Origin of the sequence: Streptomyces venezuelae (genome assembly GCF_008642375.1) — a bacterium.
GTDB lineage: Bacteria > Actinomycetota > Actinomycetes > Streptomycetales > Streptomycetaceae > Streptomyces > Streptomyces venezuelae_G.
Map to the genome: position 1 here is coordinate 7357623 of NZ_CP029194.1, position 20798 is coordinate 7378420.

Below are 20798 nucleotides of genomic sequence, written 5' to 3' on the forward strand. Positions count from 1 at the left end.
GTCATTCCTTTCGGCTGGTGTCGACCAGGCGGAACAGTTCCTCGTCGGAGGCGGAGTCCAGATCGGCCTCCTCGGACTCCGGGCCCCCGGGCGTGTTCGGCGCACGGTCGCGCCAGCGGTCGATCAGGCTTTCGAGGTGCGTGGTGATCAGTGACCTGTCCTCGTCCGCGAGGGCGAGCTCGGCCAGGAAGACGTCGAGTTCGTCGACCTTGGCCCGTGCCGCCACGTGCGGGTGCGGGACGAGCCGGTCGAGCAGGAGCGCGGCGAGCGCGTGGGGCGTGGGGTGGTCGAACACCACCGTCGCGGGGAGCCGTTCACCGGCGAGCGTGGACAGCCGGTTGCGCAGCTCGACGGCGGTCAGCGAGTCGAACCCGAGGTCCTGGAAGGACTGCTCCTGGCCGATGGAGGCCGGATCGTCGTGCCCGAGCACCTGGGCGACCTGCTCGCGGACCTGGCCGATGAGGAACGTGGTCCGCTGGGGCCCGGTGAGCGGGCGCAGCCGCTCGGCGAGCGAGCCCCCGGCACCGGGCGCCGCCGTCTCGCGGCGCCGTGCCGTGCGGACGAGATCCCGCAGTGCGGCGGGCACGTCACCGCGCGCGACTCCGTGCACCGCGGACGCGGCGAGGGCGGGCCGGCCCGCCCTCACGGCGGCGTCCAGCAGCGCCGTACCCGCGTCGGTGCTGATCGGGCCGAGGCCGTTGCCGGTGAGCCGGGCCAGGTCCGCCTGGGTGAGGTGGTTGGTCATGGCGGTGGTGTTGGCCCAGAGTCCCCAGGCGATGGAGGTGGTGGGTTGGTGGTGGGTGGTGCGGTGTTGGGCGAGGGCGTCGAGGAAGGAGTTGGCGGCGGCGTAGTTGGCTTGGCCGGGGGTGCCGAGGACTCCGGCGACGGAGGAGTAGAGGACGAAGGCGGTGAGGTTGAGGTGTTGGGTTTGGTGGTGGAGGTTCCAGGTGGCGTCGACTTTGGGGCGGAGGACGTTGTGGAGTTGGGTGGGGGTCATGGTGGTGATGAGGTTGTCGTGGAGGGTGCCGGCGGTGTGGATGATGGCGGTGAGGGGGGCGTGGGTGGGGATGGTGGTGAGGAGGGTGGCGAGTTGGGTGGGGTCGGTGGTGTCGCAGGCGGTGATGGTGACGTGGGCGCCTGCTTGGGTGAGTTCGGTGTGGAGTTGGGTGGCTCCGGGGGCGTTGGGTCCGCTTCGGCTGGTGAGGAGGAGGTGTTTGGTGCCGTGGTGGTGGACGAGGTGTCGGGCTGCGGCGGAGCCGAGTGAGCCGGTTCCGCCGGTGATGAGGACGGTGCCTTCGGTGTTCCAGGGCGACGCGTCAGACGCCGACGCCGATGTCGATGCCGACGTCGGTACCGGAAGACGGGTGAGGCGCGGGCGGAGCAGGCGCCCGCCCCGCATCGCAAGCTGTGGTTCGTCGGCGGACAGGAACGACGGCAGGTCCGTCGTGGCGTCCAGCTCCCCGTCGACGAGGACGATGCGGCCGGGATGCTCGGCCTGCGCCGAACGCACCAGACCCCACACCGTCGCGGCGGCCAGGTCCGGGGACTCCGCCGGCTCCACGGCCACAGCGCCTGCCGTACGTACGACGAGCCGTGTCCCTTCGAGGTGCGGTGCGGCGAGCCAGCGCTGCATGAGGTCGAGCACCTGACCGGTGGCGGCATGCACAGCGGTCGGCACGTCCGCCGCGTCGGACAGGTCGGCCCCGTGGGTCACGTCCGTCAGGTCCACGACGACCACGCCGTCGAGCGGCTCGGACGAGTCCAGGGCATCCGCCAGCGGAGTCACGACGACCGAGGTGGGGCCGGTCGGGTGAGGTACGGGCGACCAGGCGAGCTCAAGCAGCGCGCCCTCGGACTGACGTCCGGGCAGGGCGAGTTGCTCCGCGGCGACGGGACGCGTCGTCACGGACTCGACGGTCAGCACAGGGGTGCCCGTCATGTCGGTCGCCTGGAGCGACACCCCCTCCTCGCCTGCCGGAGCGAGCCGGACCCGGAGCCGGGTGGCCCCGGTCGTGCCCAGCTGGACCCCGCTCCACACGAAGGGCAGCTGGACCCCGCCGTCGGCGAGTAGGTCGCGAGCACGCGGGTGCAGCGCGGCGTCGAGGAGCGCCGGGTGGATGACGTACCCGTCGGCCTCGACGGCCTCGGGCAGTACGACCTCGGCGAAGAGCTCGTCACCCCTGCGCCAGGCCGACTCCACCCCCTGGAACACGGGGCCGTAGAGGAGGCCGGACTCGGTGAGAGCGGCGTAGAGCTGGTCGGGGTCCTGGGCGATGGCGTCGGTGGGCGGCCAGTGTGTGAATGTGTCGGTCGGGGGCGGGGGTTCGGTGCCGAGGATGCCGGTGGCGTGTCGTGTCCAGGTGGTGTCTTCGTCGTCGGGCCGGGAGTGGATGCTGATGGTGCGTACGCCTTCGTCGTCGGTGGCGACGTGTACCTGGAGGTGCGGGGAGTCGTTCTCGTCGATGACGAGCGGTCGCTCGATCAGCAGTTCCTTGAGCGTGGAGGCTCCGCCCTGGCCGGCGGCGTACAGCGCGACTTCGATCCAGGCCGAGGCCGGCAGGACGACGGATCCGAGGACGAGGTGGTCGGTGAGCCAGGGCTGTGCCGCGGTCGACAGGCGGCCCGAGAGGACGAGTCCGCCGCTGTCGGCGACTTCGACGACCGATCCGAGCAGGGGATGGCTCGTGCTGCTGCCCGAACCGTCGCGGATCGTGGGGGCGTTGAGCCAGTGACGCTGGCGTTGGAAGGGGTAGGTGGGGAGGTCGGTGAGGGGGGTGTGGTTGCCGAGGATGGTCTGCCAGTGGGGTGTGAGACCGGTTCCTGCGACGTGGAGCGTGGCGAGTGCGGTGAGGGTGGTGTGTGTTTCTGCCTGACCGGGTCGGAGGGTGGGGAGGACGAGGTGTCCTCCACGGCCGGTGGCGTCCAGGATCTGTTGTGTCTGTGCGACGAGTACGCCGCTGGGGCCGATCTCTACGTATCCGCCGGTGTGGTGGTCGGCGAGGTGGGTGATGGCGTCGTGGAAGCGGACGGTGGTGCGGACGTGTCGGACCCAGTAGGCGGGGTCGGTGAGGGTGTCCGGTTCGACCGGCAGGCCGGTGACGGTGGAGACGATGGGTATCGACGGTTCCTGGTAGGAGAGTTCGTCCACGATGGCGGCGAAGGCGTCGAGCATCGGTTCCATCAACGGTGAGTGGAAGGCGTGGCTGACCTTCAACCGCTTGACCCGGTGGCCGGCGCTTGCGAAGTGTGTGATGACGCGTTCGACTGCCGTGAGTTCGCCGGAGACGACGACGGAAGTGGGTCCGTTGACCGCGGCGATGCCGACGGCATCGTCGAGGAACGGGAGTACATCGGCTTCCGGGGCTTCGACAGCCGCCATCGCGCCTCCCTCCGGCAGCGCCTGCATCAGCCGGCCTCGGGCCGCGACCAGTCGGGCGGCGTCTTCCAGGGAGAAGACGCCCGCTACGTGGGCGGCTGCGATCTCACCGATCGAGTGGCCGACGAGCCAGCTCGGTCGTGTACCCCAGGAATCGAGGAGTCGGTAGAGGCCGACCTCGATGGCGAACAGGGCTGTCTGGGTGTAGACGGTCTGGTCGAGCAGGCCGGTGTCGGTGGTGTCGAAGAGGACGTCGCGGACCGGGTGGTCGACGAACCCTGCGAGTTCCTTGTCGACAGCGGTCAGGACGTCGTCGACCGCCGTGGCGAAGACGGGATGGGCCTCGTAGAGTTCTCGGCCCATGCCGACTCGCTGGCCGCCCTGGCCGGCGAACATCATCGCCACACCACTGCCGACCGGAGCCACCAACGGCGTGCGGCCGTCTGTCACTTCGGACAGCGCGGTCAGGAGCTCCTCCCGGTCGGCCCCGACCACGACGGCACCTCGTTCGAAGCGGCTTCGAGCGGTGGCGAGTGTCAACCCGACACTGGCCAGGTCGATCTCGGGCGACTGCGTGACCCGCTCCGCCAGCCGGGCCGCCTGCTCCCGTACGGCTTCATCCGTACGGCCTGACAGCACCCACGGCACGACCACACCCGAAGCCGCCCGTGCGGGCTCCTCGACCTCGGGTGCCTGCTCGACGATGACGTGGGCGTTGGTGCCGCTGATGCCGAACGACGACACGCCTGCCCGGCGCGGCCTTCCTGTCTCGGGCCAGGTGCGGTTCTCCGTGAGGAGTTCCACCGCTCCGCTGTCCCATTCCACGTGCGGGCTCGGCTCGTCCACGTGGAGCGTCTTCGGGACGACCCCACGGCGGAGTGCCTCGACCATCTTGATCACGCCGCCGACGCCTGCCGCGGCCTGCGTATGGCCGATGTTCGACTTCAGGGACCCCACCAGTACCGGCTGGTCTGCGGGACGGTCCTGCCCGTAGGTGGCCAGGAGGGCCTGGGCCTCGATCGGGTCGCCGAGTGTCGTGCCGGTGCCGTGGGCCTCGACGACGTCGACGTCCGCCGCCGACAGGCCGGCGCTGGCCAGTGCCCGGCGGATGACCCGTTCCTGCGCGGGGCCGTTGGGTGCGGTCAGGCCGTTGGAGGCGCCGTCCTGGTTGACCGCGCTGCCGCGGATCACCGCGAGCACGCGGTGTCCGTTGCGCTGCGCGTCCGAGAGCCGTTCCAGGAGCAGCACCCCCACGCCCTCGGACAGGATCGTGCCGTCGGCCCCGGCCGCGAACGCCTTGCAGCTGCCGTCGGTGGAGAGGCCGCGCTGGCGGCTGAACTCCTGGAGGGTCTCCGGGGTGGACATGACGGTGACACCGCCGGCCAGGGCGAGGTCGCACTCGCCCGACCGCAGGGACTGCCCGGCCATGTGCATGGCGACGAGCGACGACGAGCAGGCCGTGTCCAGCGTGACCGCAGGTCCCTCGAAACCGAAGGTGTAGGAGATCCGGCCGGAGACGACACCCCCAGCGTTGCTGGTGCCGAGCACCTCGTCGTAGCCGTCCGGGCTGCCGGTGAACCGTGCGCTGTAGTCACGGTGCATGGAGCCGGCGAACACGCCGGTGTTGCTGCCCCGCAGCGAGGCCGGGTCGATGCCCGCCCGTTCCACCACCTCCCAGGCGGTCTCCAGGAGCAACCGCTGCTGCGGGTCGACGACCGTCGCCTCACGGGGCGAGATCCCGAAGAAGGACGGGTCGAACTCCGCGGCGTCGTGCAGGAATCCGCCGCGGAAGATGGCGACGGCGTCCGGGTCCGAGGGGTCGTCGCGCAGCCTGCCGAGGTCCCAGCCTCGGTCGCCCGGCAGGTCGGACAGGGCTTCCGTGCCGGATTCGAGCAGCTGCCACAGCTCTTCCGGGGTGCGTACGTCTCCGGGGAAGCGGCAGGCCATGCCGACGATCGCGATGGGCTCGTCGGTCGTCGCGGCCGGGGCGGCCTGGGTCGTCCTGGTCTCGCCGAGCCCCAGCCTGGCGCCCAGGAACAGGGCGAGCGCTTCGGGGGTGGGGTGGTCGAAGACGAGTGTGGCGGGGAGTCGGGTGCCGGTGGCCTTGGTCAGCCGGTTGCGCAGTTCGACCGCGGTGAGGGAGTCGAAGCCGAGGTCCCGGAACGCCTGCCCGATCCGGACCACCGACGCGTCGGTGTGCCCGAGGACGAGGGCGACCTGTTCGCGGACGACCGTGAGGAGGGCTTCCCGCTGTTCGGCCTCCGGCAGCCGGAGCAGCCGGTCGGCGAGCGGGCCCGCTTCGGCGGCCCCGCCTGTGGCGCGCCGGCGCGCGCCGCGGACCAGGCTGCGGAAAAGGGCCGGTACGGGGTCGGCGGCGCGCAGCGCCTCCCGGTCGATCGGGGTGATCGCGACGACGGGGCGCCCGAGGGCGAGGGCGGCGTCGAAGGACGCCATGCCGGCCTCGGCGTCGATCGGGGCGAGGCCCGTACGGGTGAGGCGCCGGTGGTCGAGGTCGGAGAGTTGACCGGTCATGGCGCTGGCGTCGGCCCACAGGCCCCAGGCGAGGGAGACGGCGGGCAGGCCCAGCTCGGTGCGGTGCCGTGCCAGGGCGTCCAGGAACGAGTTGGCCGCGGCGTAGTTGGCCTGCCCGGGCCCGCCGATCAGGCCGGACAACGACGAGTAGAGGACGAAGGCCGACAGGTCGAGGTCCCGGGTCAGCTCGTGCAGGTGCCAGGCGGCGTCGGCCTTCGGGCGCAGGACCGCTTCCGTCATGTCCTCGGTCAGGGAGGTGACCAGGCCGTCGTCCAGGACACCTGCCGTGTGCACGACGGCGGTGAGCGGGTACTCGCCGGGGATGCTCGCGAGGAGGGCGGCGAGGGCGTCGCGGTCGCCGACGTCGCAGGCCGCGATCGTCACGCTCGCGCCCAGCTCCTCCAGCTCCGCCACCAGTTCGGGGGCGCCCGTCGCGGCGATGCCGCGCCGGCTCGTCAGCAGCAGATGGCGGACGCCGTGCGCGGTCACCAGGTGCCGGGCCGCGAGTGCGGCGAGCGTCCCGGTGCCGCCGGTGATCAGCACCGTGCCGTCCGCCCGCCAGGGCGTGGGGTCGGAACCGGGCTCGGGAGAGATCCCGGGCGAGAGCTCCGGCGCGGGCTCGGTGGGCAGCGTGCCGGGGAGCGCGCTGAGGGGCGCGCTGGAGCGTGCGAAGCGTCCGAGACGCGGCACCAGGACCTCGTCGGGCCTTACTGCGAGCTGCGGTTCGCCGAGCACGAGAGCCGCGGGCACCAGTGTCGAGAGGTCCGGCCCCCCCTCGGACGCGGTGTCGACGAGCACGATCCGGCCGGGGTGCTCCGACTGCGCGGACCGCACGAGGCCCCAGACGGCCGAGGCGGCCGGATCGGCGTCGAAGTGTCCGTGCGTGACCACGGCCAGCGTCGACTCGGCGCAACGCTCGTCGGCCAGCCAGCGCTGCAGGACGTCGAGGACACGGTGGACGGTGGTACGGGTGGTGGTGAGCGGGGTGAGCGGTTCTCCCGGGGTGGCCGGGACGTCCAGCACGACGATGCCGTCGCCCGGTTCGCTGCCGTCGAGGACGTCGTCCGCAGGGAACAGGGTGGCGGGCTCGGCCCCGGGCAGGGACGTGGGTGTCCACGACTCCTCGTACAGCGTCTCCTCACCGGGGGCGCGTGCGGCGGTGGCGAGTTGGTCGGCGGCGATGGGTCGGGTGGTGAGGGTGTCGACGGTGAGGACGGGTTGGCCGGTGGGGTCGGTGGCGTGGAGGGTGACGGTGTTGTCGCCGGTGGGGGTGAGGCGTACGCGGAGGGCGGTGGCTCCGGTGGCGTGCAGCCGGACACCGCTCCACGCGAACGGCAGCCGGACGGTTCCGTCCGTGAAGGCCTCGTGGGCATAGGTGTGCAGTGCCGCGTCGATCAGCGCGGGGTGAATGCCGAAGCCGGTGTCCGCCTCCGCCTCCGCGTCCAGGACGACGTCCGCGTAGAGCGCGTCGCCGGCGCGCCACGCGCTGCGGACTCCCTGGAACAGTGGGCCGTAGGACAGACCGAGGTCGGCGAGCGTGTCGTACATCGCGGCGGGGTCCAGCTCGCGCGCCCCCTCCGGCGGCCAGAGCGTCGCGTCCGTGCCCGCGCCCGTTCCGGTTCCCGTGCCCGCGTCCGTGCCCAGCGATCCCGTGGCATGGAGGGTCCACTCGGCGGGTTCCTGATCGGCCCGGCTGTGCACGGCGAGCGAGCGGCTGCCGTCGCCCTCCGGGCCCACGGACACCTGAAGCAGTCGAGGCCGGTCCGGCGTGAGGACGAGGGGCGTCTCGATGACCAGCTCGTCGAGGACGGCCGCCCCGACGTGGTCACCGGCGTGGACGGCGAGCTCGACCAGGGCGGCGCCCGGAACGAGGACCGTGCCGAAGACCTGGTGGTCGTCCAGCCAGGGATCGGCCGTCAGCGAGACGCGGCCGGTGAACAGGACCGTGTCGCTGTCGGCCGCGTGCACGACCGCACCGAGCAGGGGATGCTCGGTGACGGCGAGCCCCAGCTGCGTGGGGTCGGCCGGGGCGACCGGGTCCAGCCAGTGGCGGCGTCGCTGGAAGGCGTACGTGGGCAGGTCGACGCGGCGGGTCCGGTCGCCGAAGACCGTGGACCAGTCGGGGGTCAGCCCGTGCGCGTACGACTCGCCGACGGCGCTCAGGAACCGTCCGAGGCCGCCGTTGCGGCGGCGCAGCGTGCCGAAGGCCACCGTCTCGGGGGCCTGTTCGGCGAGGGTGTCCTGGATGCTGGAGGTGAGGACGGGGTGGGGGCTGATCTCGATGAAGAGGTGGGTTCCGGTGTCGGCGATGGTGCGGGTGGTGTTTTCGAAGAGGACGGTCTGGCGGAGGTTGCGGTACCAGTAGGTGGCGTCGAGTTGGGTGGTGTCGAGGAGGGTGCCGGTGACGGTGGAGTAGAAGGGGTGGTGGAGGTGTGGGGGGTGACGGGTTCGAGGTCGGTGAGGAGTCGTTCCTCGATGGTGGCGACCTGGGGGCTGTGGGAGGCGTAGTCGACGGGGAGGAGGCGGTGGCGGATGTTCCGGGCCTCGCATGCGGCGGCGATCAGTGCGAGTGCTTGGGGTTCGCCGGCGATGACGACGGAGGCGGGGCCGTTGACGACGGCGACGCCGACGCGCTCCGCCAGGTCGGCATCGTAAGCATTGTCGGCTTGGGATGTTTCGGTGATGAGTTGGGCGGCTCGTTCGGCGGAGGTGGCGAGGGACATCATGCCGCCGTGTCCGCTGAGGAGTTCGCCGATGGCTTTGCTGCGGAGGGTGACGATACGGGCGCCGTCGTCGAGGGAGAGTGCTCCGGCCACGACGGCGGCGGCGATCTCGCCCTGCGAGTGCCCCACGACCGCTGCGGGCACGACACCGTGGAACTCCCACAGCCGCGCCAGCGACACCATCACCGCGAACAGCACCGGCTGCACCACGTCGACGCGCTCCAGCAGTTCCGGGTCGGACAGCGCGTCCGTCAGGGACCAGTCCACGAACGGCGCCAAGGCTCGCCCGCACGCGTCGAGGGACTCGGCGAACACCGGTGACGACGCGGCCAGTTCGGCCGCCATCCCCACCCACTGTGAGCCCTGGCCGGGAAAGACGAACACCGGACGTGGGCCGGACACGGGCACCCGGCCCACGTCACGCTGCCCCTCCGCGAGGGCCGCGAGGCCGCTGAGGAGCTCCTCGTGATCGCCCGCCACCGCGGCTCGCCGGTCGAAGTGGGTCCGCGTCTCGGCCAGGGAGAAGCCGATGTCCGCGGGGCGGATCGCGGGGTCGCCGGCGAGGGCGCCGGTCACGTGCGCGAGGAGCCGAGCCGCCTGGTCCCGTACAGCCTGCTCCGTGCTTCCCGAGAGGACCCACAGCGAGGGGACGGGCACGTCCGTGTCCCCGGGGGCGCCGGCCTCGAAGCGGTCCTCGGCGGCGCCGGCCTTGACGCGCTCCTCGGCGGCGCCCTCTGCGCCGGGGCTGTCCCGCCGCTCCGTCTCCTGGTCCGCGGGCTCCGTCTCCTGGTCCGCGGGCTCCGTCTCCTGGTCCGCGGGCGCCGCGGCCGGTGCCTGCTCCAGGATGACGTGCGCGTTCGTGCCGCTGATCCCGAACGACGAGACGGCGGCCCGCCGCGGCCGGTCCGTCTCGGGCCACGGCCGTGCCTCGGTGAGCAGATCCACCGCCCCTTCGTGCCAGTCGACGTGCGGTGTGGGTGCGTCGACGTGGAGGGTGCGAGGCAGTACGCCGTGGCGCATGGCCATGACCGACTTGATGATGCCGCCGACGCCCGCCGCGGCCTGCGTGTGACCGATGTTCGACTTCAGCGAACCGAGGTAGAGCGGCGGCTGGTCCGCCGGACGGTCCTGCCCGTACGTCGAGAGCAGGGCGTGGGCCTCGATCGGATCGCCCAGCGGCGTGCCCGTACCGTGAGCCTCGACGGCGTCCACATCGGCCGGAGTCAGCCGGGCGTCGGCCAGGGCCTGCCGGATGACCCGCTGCTGCGAGGGCCCGTTGGGGGCGCTGAGCTGGCTGCTCGCGCCGTCCTGGTTCACCGCGCTGCCCCGGATCACGGCGAGGACCCGGTGGCCCCGGCGCTCGGCGTCGGAGAGGCGCATCAGCGCGAGCATGCCCACGCCCTCGCTCCAGCTCGTGCCGTCCGCGGCCGCGGCGAACGCCTTGCAGCGCCCGTCCGCGGCGAGCCCGCGCTGCCGGCTGAAGTCGATGAAGAAGCCGGGAGTGGAGAGCACCGCCACGCCGCCCGCGAGGGCCAGGTCGCACTCCCGGTTGCGCAGGGCCTGCGCGGCGAGGTGGACGCAGACCAGCGACGACGAGCACGCGGTGTCGACGGTCATCGCGGGACCCTCGAAGCCGAAGGTGTACGAGATGCGCCCGGAGGCCACGCTGAGCTGATTGCCCGTCACCAGGTAGCCGTCGACGGCGTCGAGAGACGGGTTCAGCAGGCTGGGGCCGTACTCCTGGGCCATGATGCCGACGAACACCCCGGTCGAGCTGCCGCGCAGCGGACCGGGCCGGATGCCGGCGCTCTCCAGCACCTCCCACGCCGACTCGAGGAGGAGCCGCTGCTGGGGGTCCATCGCCTGCGCCTCGCGCGGGGAGATGCCGAAGAACTCCGCGTCGAACTCGTCGGCGTCGTGCACGAACCCGCTCTCGCGCACGTACGACGTCCCCGTCGTGGTGGGGTCGGGGTCGTACAGGGCGTCGAGGTCCCAGCCGCGGTTGGCGGGGAAGCCGGTCACGGCGTCGCGCCCCTCGTCCACCAGCCGCCAGAGATCCTCCGGCGACTGCACGTCACCCGGGTAGCGGCAGGCCATGCCGACGATGGCGATGGGCTCGTCCAGTTCGTGCAGGCGAGCGCGGGCCTGCTTGAGCTGGACGGTGACCCGGTTCAGGTAGTCACGCAGCTTCTGGTCGTCCGCCACGGAAATCAATCTCCTTGCCAAGTGGGGGGCCGGGTCCGGCAGATCGGGGGCTGGGAAGGGGGAGCTGGGTCAGGGGGCCGGTTTACGGGCCCCGGATCACGGCAGCTGGAGCTCCTCGTCGATGAGCGCGAAGAGTTCGTCATTGGTCGCCGCCGAGATCTCCGCCTCCGCTTCGGAGTCGAGCCGCCGGAGCAGCTCGCCGAGGCGGCCGGCGACGGCGGCGCGCTCGGCGCCGCCCTCCGTGGCCGAGGCGAGCGCCGCCACGACGGCTTCGAAGCGTTCCAGTTCGGCCATGACCGAGACCGTGGTCTCGCCCACGAGCCGGGTACGGAGATAGTCGGCGACCGCGTCCGGAGTCGGGTAGTCGAAGATCAATGTCGTGGGCAGCCGCAGGCCTGTGGCCAGGTTCAGCCGGGTGCGCAGCTCGACTGCGCCGAGGGAGTCGAATCCGCCTTCGAGGAAGCCGGTCCGCGGGGGTACGGCGTCAGGGCTGCCGTGCCCGAGCACCCCCGCGGCGGTACGCCGGACCAGGTCGAGGAGCACGTCGTGCTGCTCCTCGGCCGGCCGGCCCACCAGGTCCTGCTCCAGCGGTCGCGCGGGCGCCGCACCGCTGGCCGCCTCCGGGCGCCGCCGGCCCCGGACCAGACTCCGAACCACCGGAGAACCGCTCTCCGGGTCCCACGCCGCCGTGTCGACGACCGCCGTCACCAGGAACGGGTCCCGGTCCGTCAGGGCGGTGTCGAACAGGTCGAGGCCCCGCGCGGTGGACATGGCGGCGAGTCCGCGGCGGCCCATGCGGACCACATCGGCCTGCGTCATGGCCTCGGTCATTCCGCCCTCGTCCGCCCACAGCCCCCACGCGGCCGCCGTCGCGGGCAGGCCGTGTGCGGCGCGGTACTGGGCGAGTGCGTCGAGGAAGGAGTTGGCGGAGCCGTAGTTGGCCTGGCCGGCGTTGCCCATCACGCCCACGGCCGAGGAGAAGAGGAAGAACGCGGCGAGATCGGCGTCGGCGGTGAGCCGGTGAAGGTTCCAGGCGGCGTCGGCCTTGGGGCGCAGGACCGTCGCGAACGTCTCGTCGGTGAGGGAGGCGAAGGCGCCGTCGGCCAGTACGCCCGCGGCGTGGACGACCGCCGTCAGCGGGTGCTCCTCGGGAACGCCCGCCAGCAGAGCGGCGAGCTCGTCGGGGTCCGCGACGTCGCACGCCGCGATCCGGACGTGCGCTCCGAGCTCGGTCAGCTCCGCCGCCAGCTCCGTGGCGCCGGGCGCCTCGGGCCCGCGCCGGCCGGTGAGCAGCAGGTGCCGGGCGCCGTGCCGGGTGACGAGTCGCCGGGCCACGAGCGCCCCGAGCGTACCGGTGCCGCCGGTGATCAGGACCGTGCCCGTCGGCGACAGCCCCGCCTCCTGCTCCCCTTCGCGCGGCTTCGCACGGACGAGCCGGGGCACGAGTACCGAGCCCGCCCTGACGGCCAGTTGGGGCTCGCCACCGGCCACGGCACCGACGACGGCCGCAGGCGTCGCGGCGTGCCCGTCCACGTCGAGCAGAACGATCCGGCCCGGGTGCTCGGCCTGCACGGACCGCACCAGGCCCCACAGCGGCGCCGTCGACAGGTCCGGCACGTCGCCCTCGCCGGCGGCGACCGCACCGCGGGTGACGACGACGAGCGTCGACTCGGCGTAGCGCTCGTCGGCGAGCCAGGACCACAGGAAGCCGCTCGCCCCGGCCACGGCAGCGTGCATGTCCGCGACCAAACGGTCGTCGTCCGCCCCGGACCCGTCCAGCCCGCCACGGGCATCGAACAGGACCACCTCCGGCGCGTCGTCGCCGAGCGCACCCAGGCCGCGGTGGACGGGAACCTCCGGCAGCCCCGCGCCGGCGCCCTCGCCGATCAGGACCCACGAACCGGTCGGCCGTGTGGCCGCCTCCGTCGCCGTCGTGTCACTTGGCAACCAGTCCACGCGGTACGGCACCGCCCGGTCGGCGGCCTCGATGCGGTCGAGGGGGACGGGCAGCAGACGCAGCGATCGTACGGAGACGACGGGCGCGCCCGCCGGATCGACCGCGCTGATCGTCACGCCCCCGGCCCCTTCGCCGTCCGGTGTGATGCGCACCCGCAGCTCGGAGGCGCCCGTGGCGTGCAGCGTCGCCCCGGTCCACGCGAACGGCAGCCGTACGGTCGGCTCCTCCCCGCCGAGAGCGAGCCCGACCACCGGGTGCAGGGCCGCGTCGAGGAGAACAGGGTGCAGCCCGAACCCTTCCGGGGACCCCTCGGGCAGCACGACCTCGGCAAGCAGCTCGTCGCCGGCCCGCCAGACGGCCCGCAGGCCGCGGAACGCGGGGCCGTAGGCGTAGCCGCCGCTCAGCAGGGTGTCGTAGAGCGCCTCGACGTCCACGGCAACCGCTTCCGGGGGCGGCCAGGACCCCTGGGCCCCGGCCGGTGCCACGGCGCCGGCGCCGAGCATCCCCTCGGCATGACGGGTCCATTCCCCGCCGTCGTCCCGCGCGTGCACCGTCAGCGACCGCCCGCCCCGCTCGTCGGCCGCGCCGACGGACACCTGGACCTGGACGTCGCCGTCCGTGGGCACGATCAGTGGCGCGGACAGTGTCAGGTCCTCGACCCGGGCGCATCCCATGAAATCGGCTGCTCGCAGGGCGAGTTCGACGAAGGCCGTCCCCGGCAGCAGGACCCGGCCGAGCACTGTGTGGTCCACCAGCCAAGGATGGGAATCCAGCGAGAACCGCCCGGTGAGGACCGCTCCCTCACCCCCGGCGAGTTCCACGCCACCGTGCAGGAACGTGTGCCCGAGGGGGGCGAGACCGAGAGCGGCGGCGTCTGCGGTGGGGTCCGAGGCGTTGAGCCAGTAGCGCTGGCGTTGGAAGGGGTAGGTGGGGAGGTCGGTGAGGGGGGTGTGGTTGCCGAGGATGGTCTGCCAGTGGGGGGTGATGCCGGTGCCGGCTGCGTAGAGCCGGCCGAGTGTGGTGAGGGTGGTGTGGGTTTCTGCCTGGCCGGGTCGGAGGGTGGGGAGGACGAGGTGTCCTTCACGGCCCTTGGCGTCCAGGATCTGTTGTGTCTGTGCGACGAGTACGCCGCTGGGGCCGATCTCTACGTATCCGCCGGTGTGGTGGTCGGCGAGGTGGGTGATGGCGTCGTGGAAGCGGACGGTGGTGCGGACGTGGTGGACCCAGTAGGCGGGGTCGGTGAGGGTGTCCGGTTCGACGGCGAGTCCCGTGACGGTGGAGACGATGGGTATCGACGGCGCGTGGAACGTCAGGCTTTTCACGACCTCGGCGAAGTCGTCGAGCATCGGTTCCATCAAGGGCGAGTGGAAGGCGTGGCTGACCTTGAGGCGTTTGACCCGGTGGCCCGCGTTCTCGAAGTGAGCGGTGACACGTTCGACGGCGGTGTGTTCGCCGGAGACGACGACGGAGGCGGGTCCGTTGACCGCGGCGATGCCCACGGCGTTGTCGAGGAGCGGCACGACTTCGGCTTCGGTCGTCTCGATCGCTGCCATGACACCCCCGTCCGGCAGCGCCTGCATCAGCCGGCCTCGGGCGGCGATCAGGCGCGCCGCGTCCTCCAGCGTGAACACTCCCGCTACGTGGGCGGCCGCGATCTCGCCGATCGAGTGGCCGACGAGCCAGGCCGGCCGGACGCCCCAGGATTCGAGGAGCCGGTAGAGGCCTACTTCGATGGCGAACAGGGCGCTCTGGGTGTAGACGGTCTGGTCGAGCAGGCCGGTGTCGGTGGTGTCGAAGAGGACGTCGCGGACGGGGTGGTCGACGAACCCTGCGAGTTCCTTGTCGACGGCGGTCAGGACGTCGTCGACGGCCGTGGCGAACACCGGATGGGCGGCGTACAACTCCCGGCCCATTTCCACCCGCTGGCCACCCTGGCCGGCGAACAACATCGCCACCCCACTTCCGGCCCGAGCCACCAACGGCGTGCGGCCGTCTGTCACTTCGGACAGCGCGGTCAGGAGCTCCTCGCGGTCGGCCCCGACGACAACGGCACCTCGTTCGAAGCGGCTTCGAGCGGTGGCGAGTGTCAACCCGACACTGGCCAGGTCGATCTCGGGCGACTGCGTGACCCGCTCCGCCAGCCGGGCCGCCTGCTCCCGTACGGCTTCATCCGTACGACCGGACAGCACCCACGGCACGACCACACCCGAAGCCGCCCGTGCGGGCTCCTCCACCGCAGGTGCCTGCTCCACGATCAGATGGGCGTTCGTCCCGCTGATGCCGAACGACGACACGCCCGCCCGGCGCGGCCTCCCCGTCTCGGGCCAGGCCACGGCATCGCTCGGAACCGCGACCGTTCCCGCCGACCAGTCCACATGGCGCGACAGCTCGGTCATGTGGAGAGTGCCGGGCACCGTGCCGTTCCGTATCGCCTGCACCATCTTGATCACGCCGCTCACGCCTGCGGCGGCCTGGGTGTGGCCGATGTTGGACTTGAGCGAGCCGAGGTAGAGGGGCTGGTGTGCGGGGCGGTCCTGTCCGTAGGTGGCCAGGAGGGCCTGGGCTTCGATGGGGTCGCCGAGTGTCGTGCCGGTGCCGTGTGCCTCGACGACGTCGACGTCACGTGCGGAGAGGCCCGCGTCGGTCAGGGCGGCCCGGATCACGCGTTCCTGCGCGGGGCCGTTGGGTGCGGTCAGGCCGTTGGATGCGCCGTCCTGGTTGACCGCGCTGCCCCGGATCACCGCGAGCACGCGACGCCCCTTGCGCTGCGCGTCCGAGAGCCGCTCCAGGAGCAACAGCCCCACACCCTCTGCCCACGCGGTGCCGTCCGCCGTGTCCGAGAAGGACTTGCAGCGGCCGTCAGGGGCGAGTCCGCGCTGCCGGCCGAACTCGGTGAACATCCCCGGTGTCGACATCACCGTCGCACCGCCCGCGACGGCCAGGTCGCACTCGCCGCGGCGCAGCGACTGCACCGAGAGGTGCAGGGAGACGAGCGACGACGAGCACGCGGTGTCCACGGTGATCGCCGGGCCCTCCAGCCCCAGCACGTAGGACAGCCGTCCGCTGGCCACGCTCGACGAACCGCCGGTGAGGGCGTGCCCCTGGTGCTCCTCCGGAGTGTCCTGGAGCCGGGGGCCGTATTCCTGCGGCATCAGGCCCACGAACACACCGGTGTTGCTGCCCCGCAGCGAGGCCGGGTCGATGCCCGCCCGCTCCACCACCTCCCAGGCGGACTCCAGGAGCAGCCGCTGCTGCGGGTCCATCGCGGTCGCCTCGCGCGGGCTCAGGCCGAAGAACGCGCCGTCGAACCTGTCGGCGTCGTGCAGGAATCCGCCCTGGCGCGTGTAGGTCTTGCCCGGCTTGCCGGGCTCGGGGTCGTAGAGGTCCTCGATGTCCCAGCCGCGGTTCGAGGGGAACGGAGTGATGGCGTCCACGCCGTCGAGCGCGAGCTGCCACAGCTGGTCGGGGTCGTCGGCGCCGCCGGGCCAGCGGCCGCTCATCGCCACGATCGCGATGGGCTCGTCGTCCGGGGCGGCCGGTCTGGTGCGGTCCGGCGCGGTGCTCCCCGCCGTTCCGCCGGTGAGCGCCGCGAGGTGGCGGGCCACGGCGCCGGGGGTGGGGTGGTCGAAGGTCAGCGTGGCGGGCAGCCGCAGTCCGGTCGCCTCGCCCAGGGTGACCCGGAACTCCAGGGCGCCCGCAGAGTCGAAGCCCAGTTCCTTGAACGACAGGTCCACGGGTACCGATTCAGAAGCGGAGTGGCCCAGTACGACCGCGGCGGCCTCGCGGACGACGGAGAGGAAGTCGTCGGCGGAACGCCCGGCACCCTCCCCGTCCGCGACGTCCGCGTCGGCCCGGAGTCCCCTGTCGCCCCTGACGTCTCTGACATCCCCGACGGCTTCGAAGGCTTCATCGTTGGCTTCATCGTTCTCTCCGTTCTCTCCGTCCTCTGTGAGCGACGCGGACGTCTCCAGCACGTCGAGCCAGTGCCTGCTGCGCTGGAAGGCGTACGTGGGCAGGGGTACGCGACGGGCGTGCCGGCCCGCGTGGACGGCGTGCCAGTCCACGGCGTCGGTGTCCGGGGCCCCGTTGACGTGCAGACGCCCGAGGGCGTCGAAGAACGACGCCAGGTCGCCGTGGTCCCGGCGCAGGGTGCCGGTGACGAGCGACCTGTCGGCGGGGGAGCGGTCCGCGTCGACCTCGTCGAGGATCTGACCGATGCCCACCCCGACCACCGGGTGGGCGCTGCACTCCACGAACGTCCGGTGACCGTCCGCGGACGCCGACCGGATCGCCTGCTCGAACTCCACCGTCTGCCGGAGATTGCGGTACCAGTACTCCCCGGTCAGTCCTGCGGTGTCGAGGAGGCCACCGGTCACCGTCGAGTAGAACGGCAGGTCGGCACCGAGGGGGCGGATGTCGGTGAGCGCCGCGAGCACCTCGTCGCGGATCTCCTCGACGTACGCGGAGTGGGACGCGTAGTCGACGGAGATCATGCGGGCGTCGACGCCTGCCGCTCCGTACTCGGCGACCAGCCGTTCCAGGTCCGCGGCAGGTCCGGAGACGACGGTCGACGACGGACCGTTCACCGCCGCGACGCTCACCGCTTCGGCGTGCTCGGCGAGTCGGGCGCGGACCTCGGCGACGGGCCGCGGCACCGAGGCCATCGCGCCGGCCCCGCCGATCGCGGTGATGGCCCGGCTGCGCAGGGCCACCACCGCCGCCGCGTCGTCCAGGGACAGGGCGCCCGCGACGTACGCGGCGGCGATCTCGCCCTGGGAGTGGCCGACGACGGCGTCGGGGTGGACGCCGACGGAGCGCCACAGCTCCGCCAGCGAGACCATCACGGCGAAGAGCGCGGGCTGGACGACGTCGACCCGGTCCAAGGAGGCGCTGCCCGGCACCTGCCGGAGTACGTCGGCCAACGACCAGTCGACGTACGGGTCGAGGGCCTGGGCGCAGCGCTCCACGGCGTCGGCGAAGACCGGTGACACGGCGATGAGGTCCCGGGCCATCGCGGGCCACTGACTGCCCTGGCCCGGGAAGACGAAGACGGTGCCGCCGGTGGTGGCGCGGCTCTCGCCGCGGACCAGGTGGGCGGCCTGCCTGCCCTCGCCGAGAGCGCGGAGGCCGTCGAGCATGTCCTCGCGCGTGGTGCCGGACAGGACCGCGCGGTGGCGGAAGGAGGTGCGGGACGTGGCGAGGGAGAAGCCGATGTCGGCGAGGCCGAGTTCGGGGCGCGCGGTCACGAACGCGTGCAGCCGGGCGGCCTGTCCGCGCAGTGCCGTCGCCGACCGGGCCGACACGGGCCAGGCCACCGCGGTGGCCGGTGACTCGGTGAACGCTCCTGGTTCGGCGTCGGCCGGCTCCGGTGCGGTGCTGACGACCAGATGGCAGTTGGTGCCGCCCACGCCGAACGACGAGACGCCCGCGACCAGACGGCCCCGCGAGGGAAGCGGTTCGAAGGTGCGCTGGACCTCGACACCCAGCTCCGCCAGGGGGATGTCAGGGTTCGGCGTGTCGTAGTTCAGGCTGGCCGGGAGCCCTCGGTGGCGCAGCGACAGAACGACCTTGAGCAGCCCCGCGATGCCCGCCGCGCCTTCGAGGTGGCCGATGTTCGTCTTCACCGAGCCGACTCGCACGGGCCGTTCCGGACCGAAGACCGCGCCGAGACCCGCGGCCTCGGCCGGGTCGCCCACCTTGGTTCCGGTGCCGTGGAGTTCGACGTAGGCCACCTCCGCCGGGTCCACGCCGCTCCGCTCGTACGCGGCGGTGAGGACGGCGGCGTGCGCGGCGCTGTTCGGCGCGGTCAGGGTGGCGCCGGCACCGTCGTTGTTGACGGCCCCGCCGATGATGCAGCCGTGGACGGTGTCGCCGTCGGCGAGTGCGGCGGCCAGCGGCTTCAGGACGAGGGCGGCGCCTCCCTCGCCCCGGACGTATCCGTTGGCGCGGGCGTCGAAGGTGTGGCTGCGGCCGTCGGGGGAGAGCGCGCCGAGCCGCTCCGCCCGCAGGGTGCTCTCAGGAGCCAGGTCGAGGCTGACGCCTCCGGCGATGGCCAGGCCGACCTCGCCGCGCCGCAGTGCCTCGCACGCCAGGTGGACCGCGACGAGCGAGGAGGACTGGCCGGTGTCGACGGTCAGGCTGGTGCCGTGGATGCCGAGGACGTACGAGAGCCGGTTGGCCAGGATGCCCCGGCCCACACCGGTCAGGGTGTGCCGGGTGGTGGCCCGCCCGCCGGCCTGCGCACCGAGCAGGGCGTAGTCGTCGGCCATCGCACCGACGAAGACGCCGGTGGCGGAGCCGCGCAGGTCCGGCGGCCGTACGCCCGCTTCCTCCAGTGCTTCCCAGCCCAGCTCCAGCATGAGCCGCTGCTGGGGGTCCATCGCCGCGGCCTCCTTCGGCGAGATGCCGAAGAACTCCGCGTCGAACCGGTCGACATCGGTCAGGAGCCCGGCCCGTCGCGCGCTGCCGAGGTGCCGGCGCCGCTCGGGGGGTACGTCGGTGACGGCGCTGCGTCCCGTGCGCAGCAGCTCCCAGAAGGCGTCCGGGCCGTCGGACCCGGGCAGTCGGCAGGCCACGCCCACGATCGCGATGGCGTTGAGGTCGGGGCCGGATCCAGTGGTGACAGTGCTCATCAGCTTCCCTGTTCTCGCTCTGGTCGGGCTGTCTCTCGGTCAGGCCGTCGCGTGGAGCCGAGCCGGGCCGCTTTCGTCCTGGGGCCGCAGCAGCACGGGGCCCAGCGCCTCGGCGAGGCAGAGAGCGGCGTGCAGGTGCAGCCGGTTCTCGTCGAGGGGCCGCCCGCGCAGCTGCGCGGCCTTGCGGGCCCGGTACAGGACGGTGTTCTTGGCGACGTGGAGGTGCCGGGCGGCCGCCGCCAGGCTCCGGTCCTCGTCCAGGTAGCACTTCAGCGTGGTGCGCAGGGTCGCCGCCGAGGGCGAGGCCTCGGCGAGCGCGCCCAGTTCACGGCGTACGAAGTCGGCGGCCGCCGACTCGTCCGCCATCAGCAGGGCCACCAGTTCGAGGGTGCGGTACTCGTGGATGCGGTGGGCGGTCCGCGTGGCGCCGCCGATGCGGGCCGCCGTGGCCGCCTGGTCGTGCGTCAGGCGCAGCCCGGCGGGCCCCGGCGCCGGCAGCCCGGCCGCGACCCGTACGTGGAGGGGCAGCGGCTGGCCCGACAGGTCCTGGGGCCGGGTCGCGGGTACGGCGCCCCAGGCCCAGAGGCGTCCGGCGCCCGCGGCGACGAGCAGGGTGGAGGTGGCGCCGGCGCGTTCGAGTATCCGCGCGGCGGTCCGCTCCAGGCCGTCGCCGCGGGTGGAGTCGTCGGACCACAGCACGAGGCCGAGGTGGTTCTGCCGGAGGTCGTAGCTCAGCCGGCGGCTCGCCTTGTCCGTGTCGACGTGGGCGCCGCGCAGGATGTCCCACACGATGCTCCGCCGCTGGGCGTCCTGGCCGGTGAGCCACTGTTCGCGCTCCACGGAGAACCGGCGCGAGACCAGCCTGCACAGGATCTCGACCGCGTCGAAGACCGTCGTGGACAGGTCCCGCATGGTGGAGGGCAGGTCCTGTGCGGGCACGGCCCGCTCGCACGCCCGGAGCAGATCCGCGGTGATCCGACCGTGGGCGATGCGGATCAGCGTCAGTACGCTGTCCAGCTCGAAGCCCCGCTCGACGTGGGTCCGCACCACGTCCTCCACGTCGGTGGTGAGCGCGTCGGGCAGGGCGGTGTCCCCGCCGATGCGGAGGGCGACCCACGCCGCGACGAGTTCGAGCAGTTCGTGGTCCTTGGGCGTCAGGACGGCGGTCTCGCAGCCGGCGAGCTCACGGGCGGTGACGTCGAGCAGGCAGCGGCCGGTCTCGGCGGCCCACGCGGCGGCGTCGGGACCGAACCGGGCGACGACCTCGTCGAGCACCTCGGCCCGGCAGACCGCGTGTGATGGCGAGCGCTCGTCGCCCGGTACCAGCAGCAGCCGACCGAGCCGGCGCGCGTCACCATGGATGGGCATGGCTT

Annotated in this window: 3 protein-coding genes and 2 pseudogenes; all 5 read right to left on the minus strand. The window is 72.7% G+C overall.

Annotation, left to right across the window (positions count from 1 at the left end; genetic code table 11):
* Position 1: 1 nt before the first annotated feature.
* The gene (locus DEJ46_RS33595) at positions 2–7456 is read right to left on the minus strand and encodes an SDR family NAD(P)-dependent oxidoreductase (RefSeq protein WP_411757841.1); all 7455 of its coding nucleotides are present in this window, start codon (positions 7454–7456) and stop codon (positions 2–4) included.
* 201 nt (positions 7457–7657) lie between these two features.
* Positions 7658–8976: pseudogene (locus DEJ46_RS40975) on the minus strand (acyltransferase domain-containing protein); the annotation flags it as partial.
* Positions 8974–10818 (minus strand): annotated as a pseudogene (locus DEJ46_RS40980) (type I polyketide synthase); the annotation flags it as partial. The pseudogenes DEJ46_RS40975 and DEJ46_RS40980, both read right to left, overlap by 3 nt.
* Before the next feature lie 114 nt (positions 10819–10932).
* Positions 10933–19425: a type I polyketide synthase gene (locus DEJ46_RS33605; protein ID WP_150272409.1), complete on the minus strand. Its 8493-nt coding sequence runs from the start codon at positions 19423–19425 to the stop codon at positions 10933–10935.
* A 39-nt stretch (positions 19426–19464) separates the two neighbouring features.
* A complete protein-coding gene (locus DEJ46_RS33610; protein ID WP_150272411.1) occupies positions 19465–20793 on the minus strand; it encodes a PucR family transcriptional regulator in 1329 nt (442 codons plus the stop codon).
* Between the last annotated feature and the right edge of the window lie 5 nt (positions 20794–20798).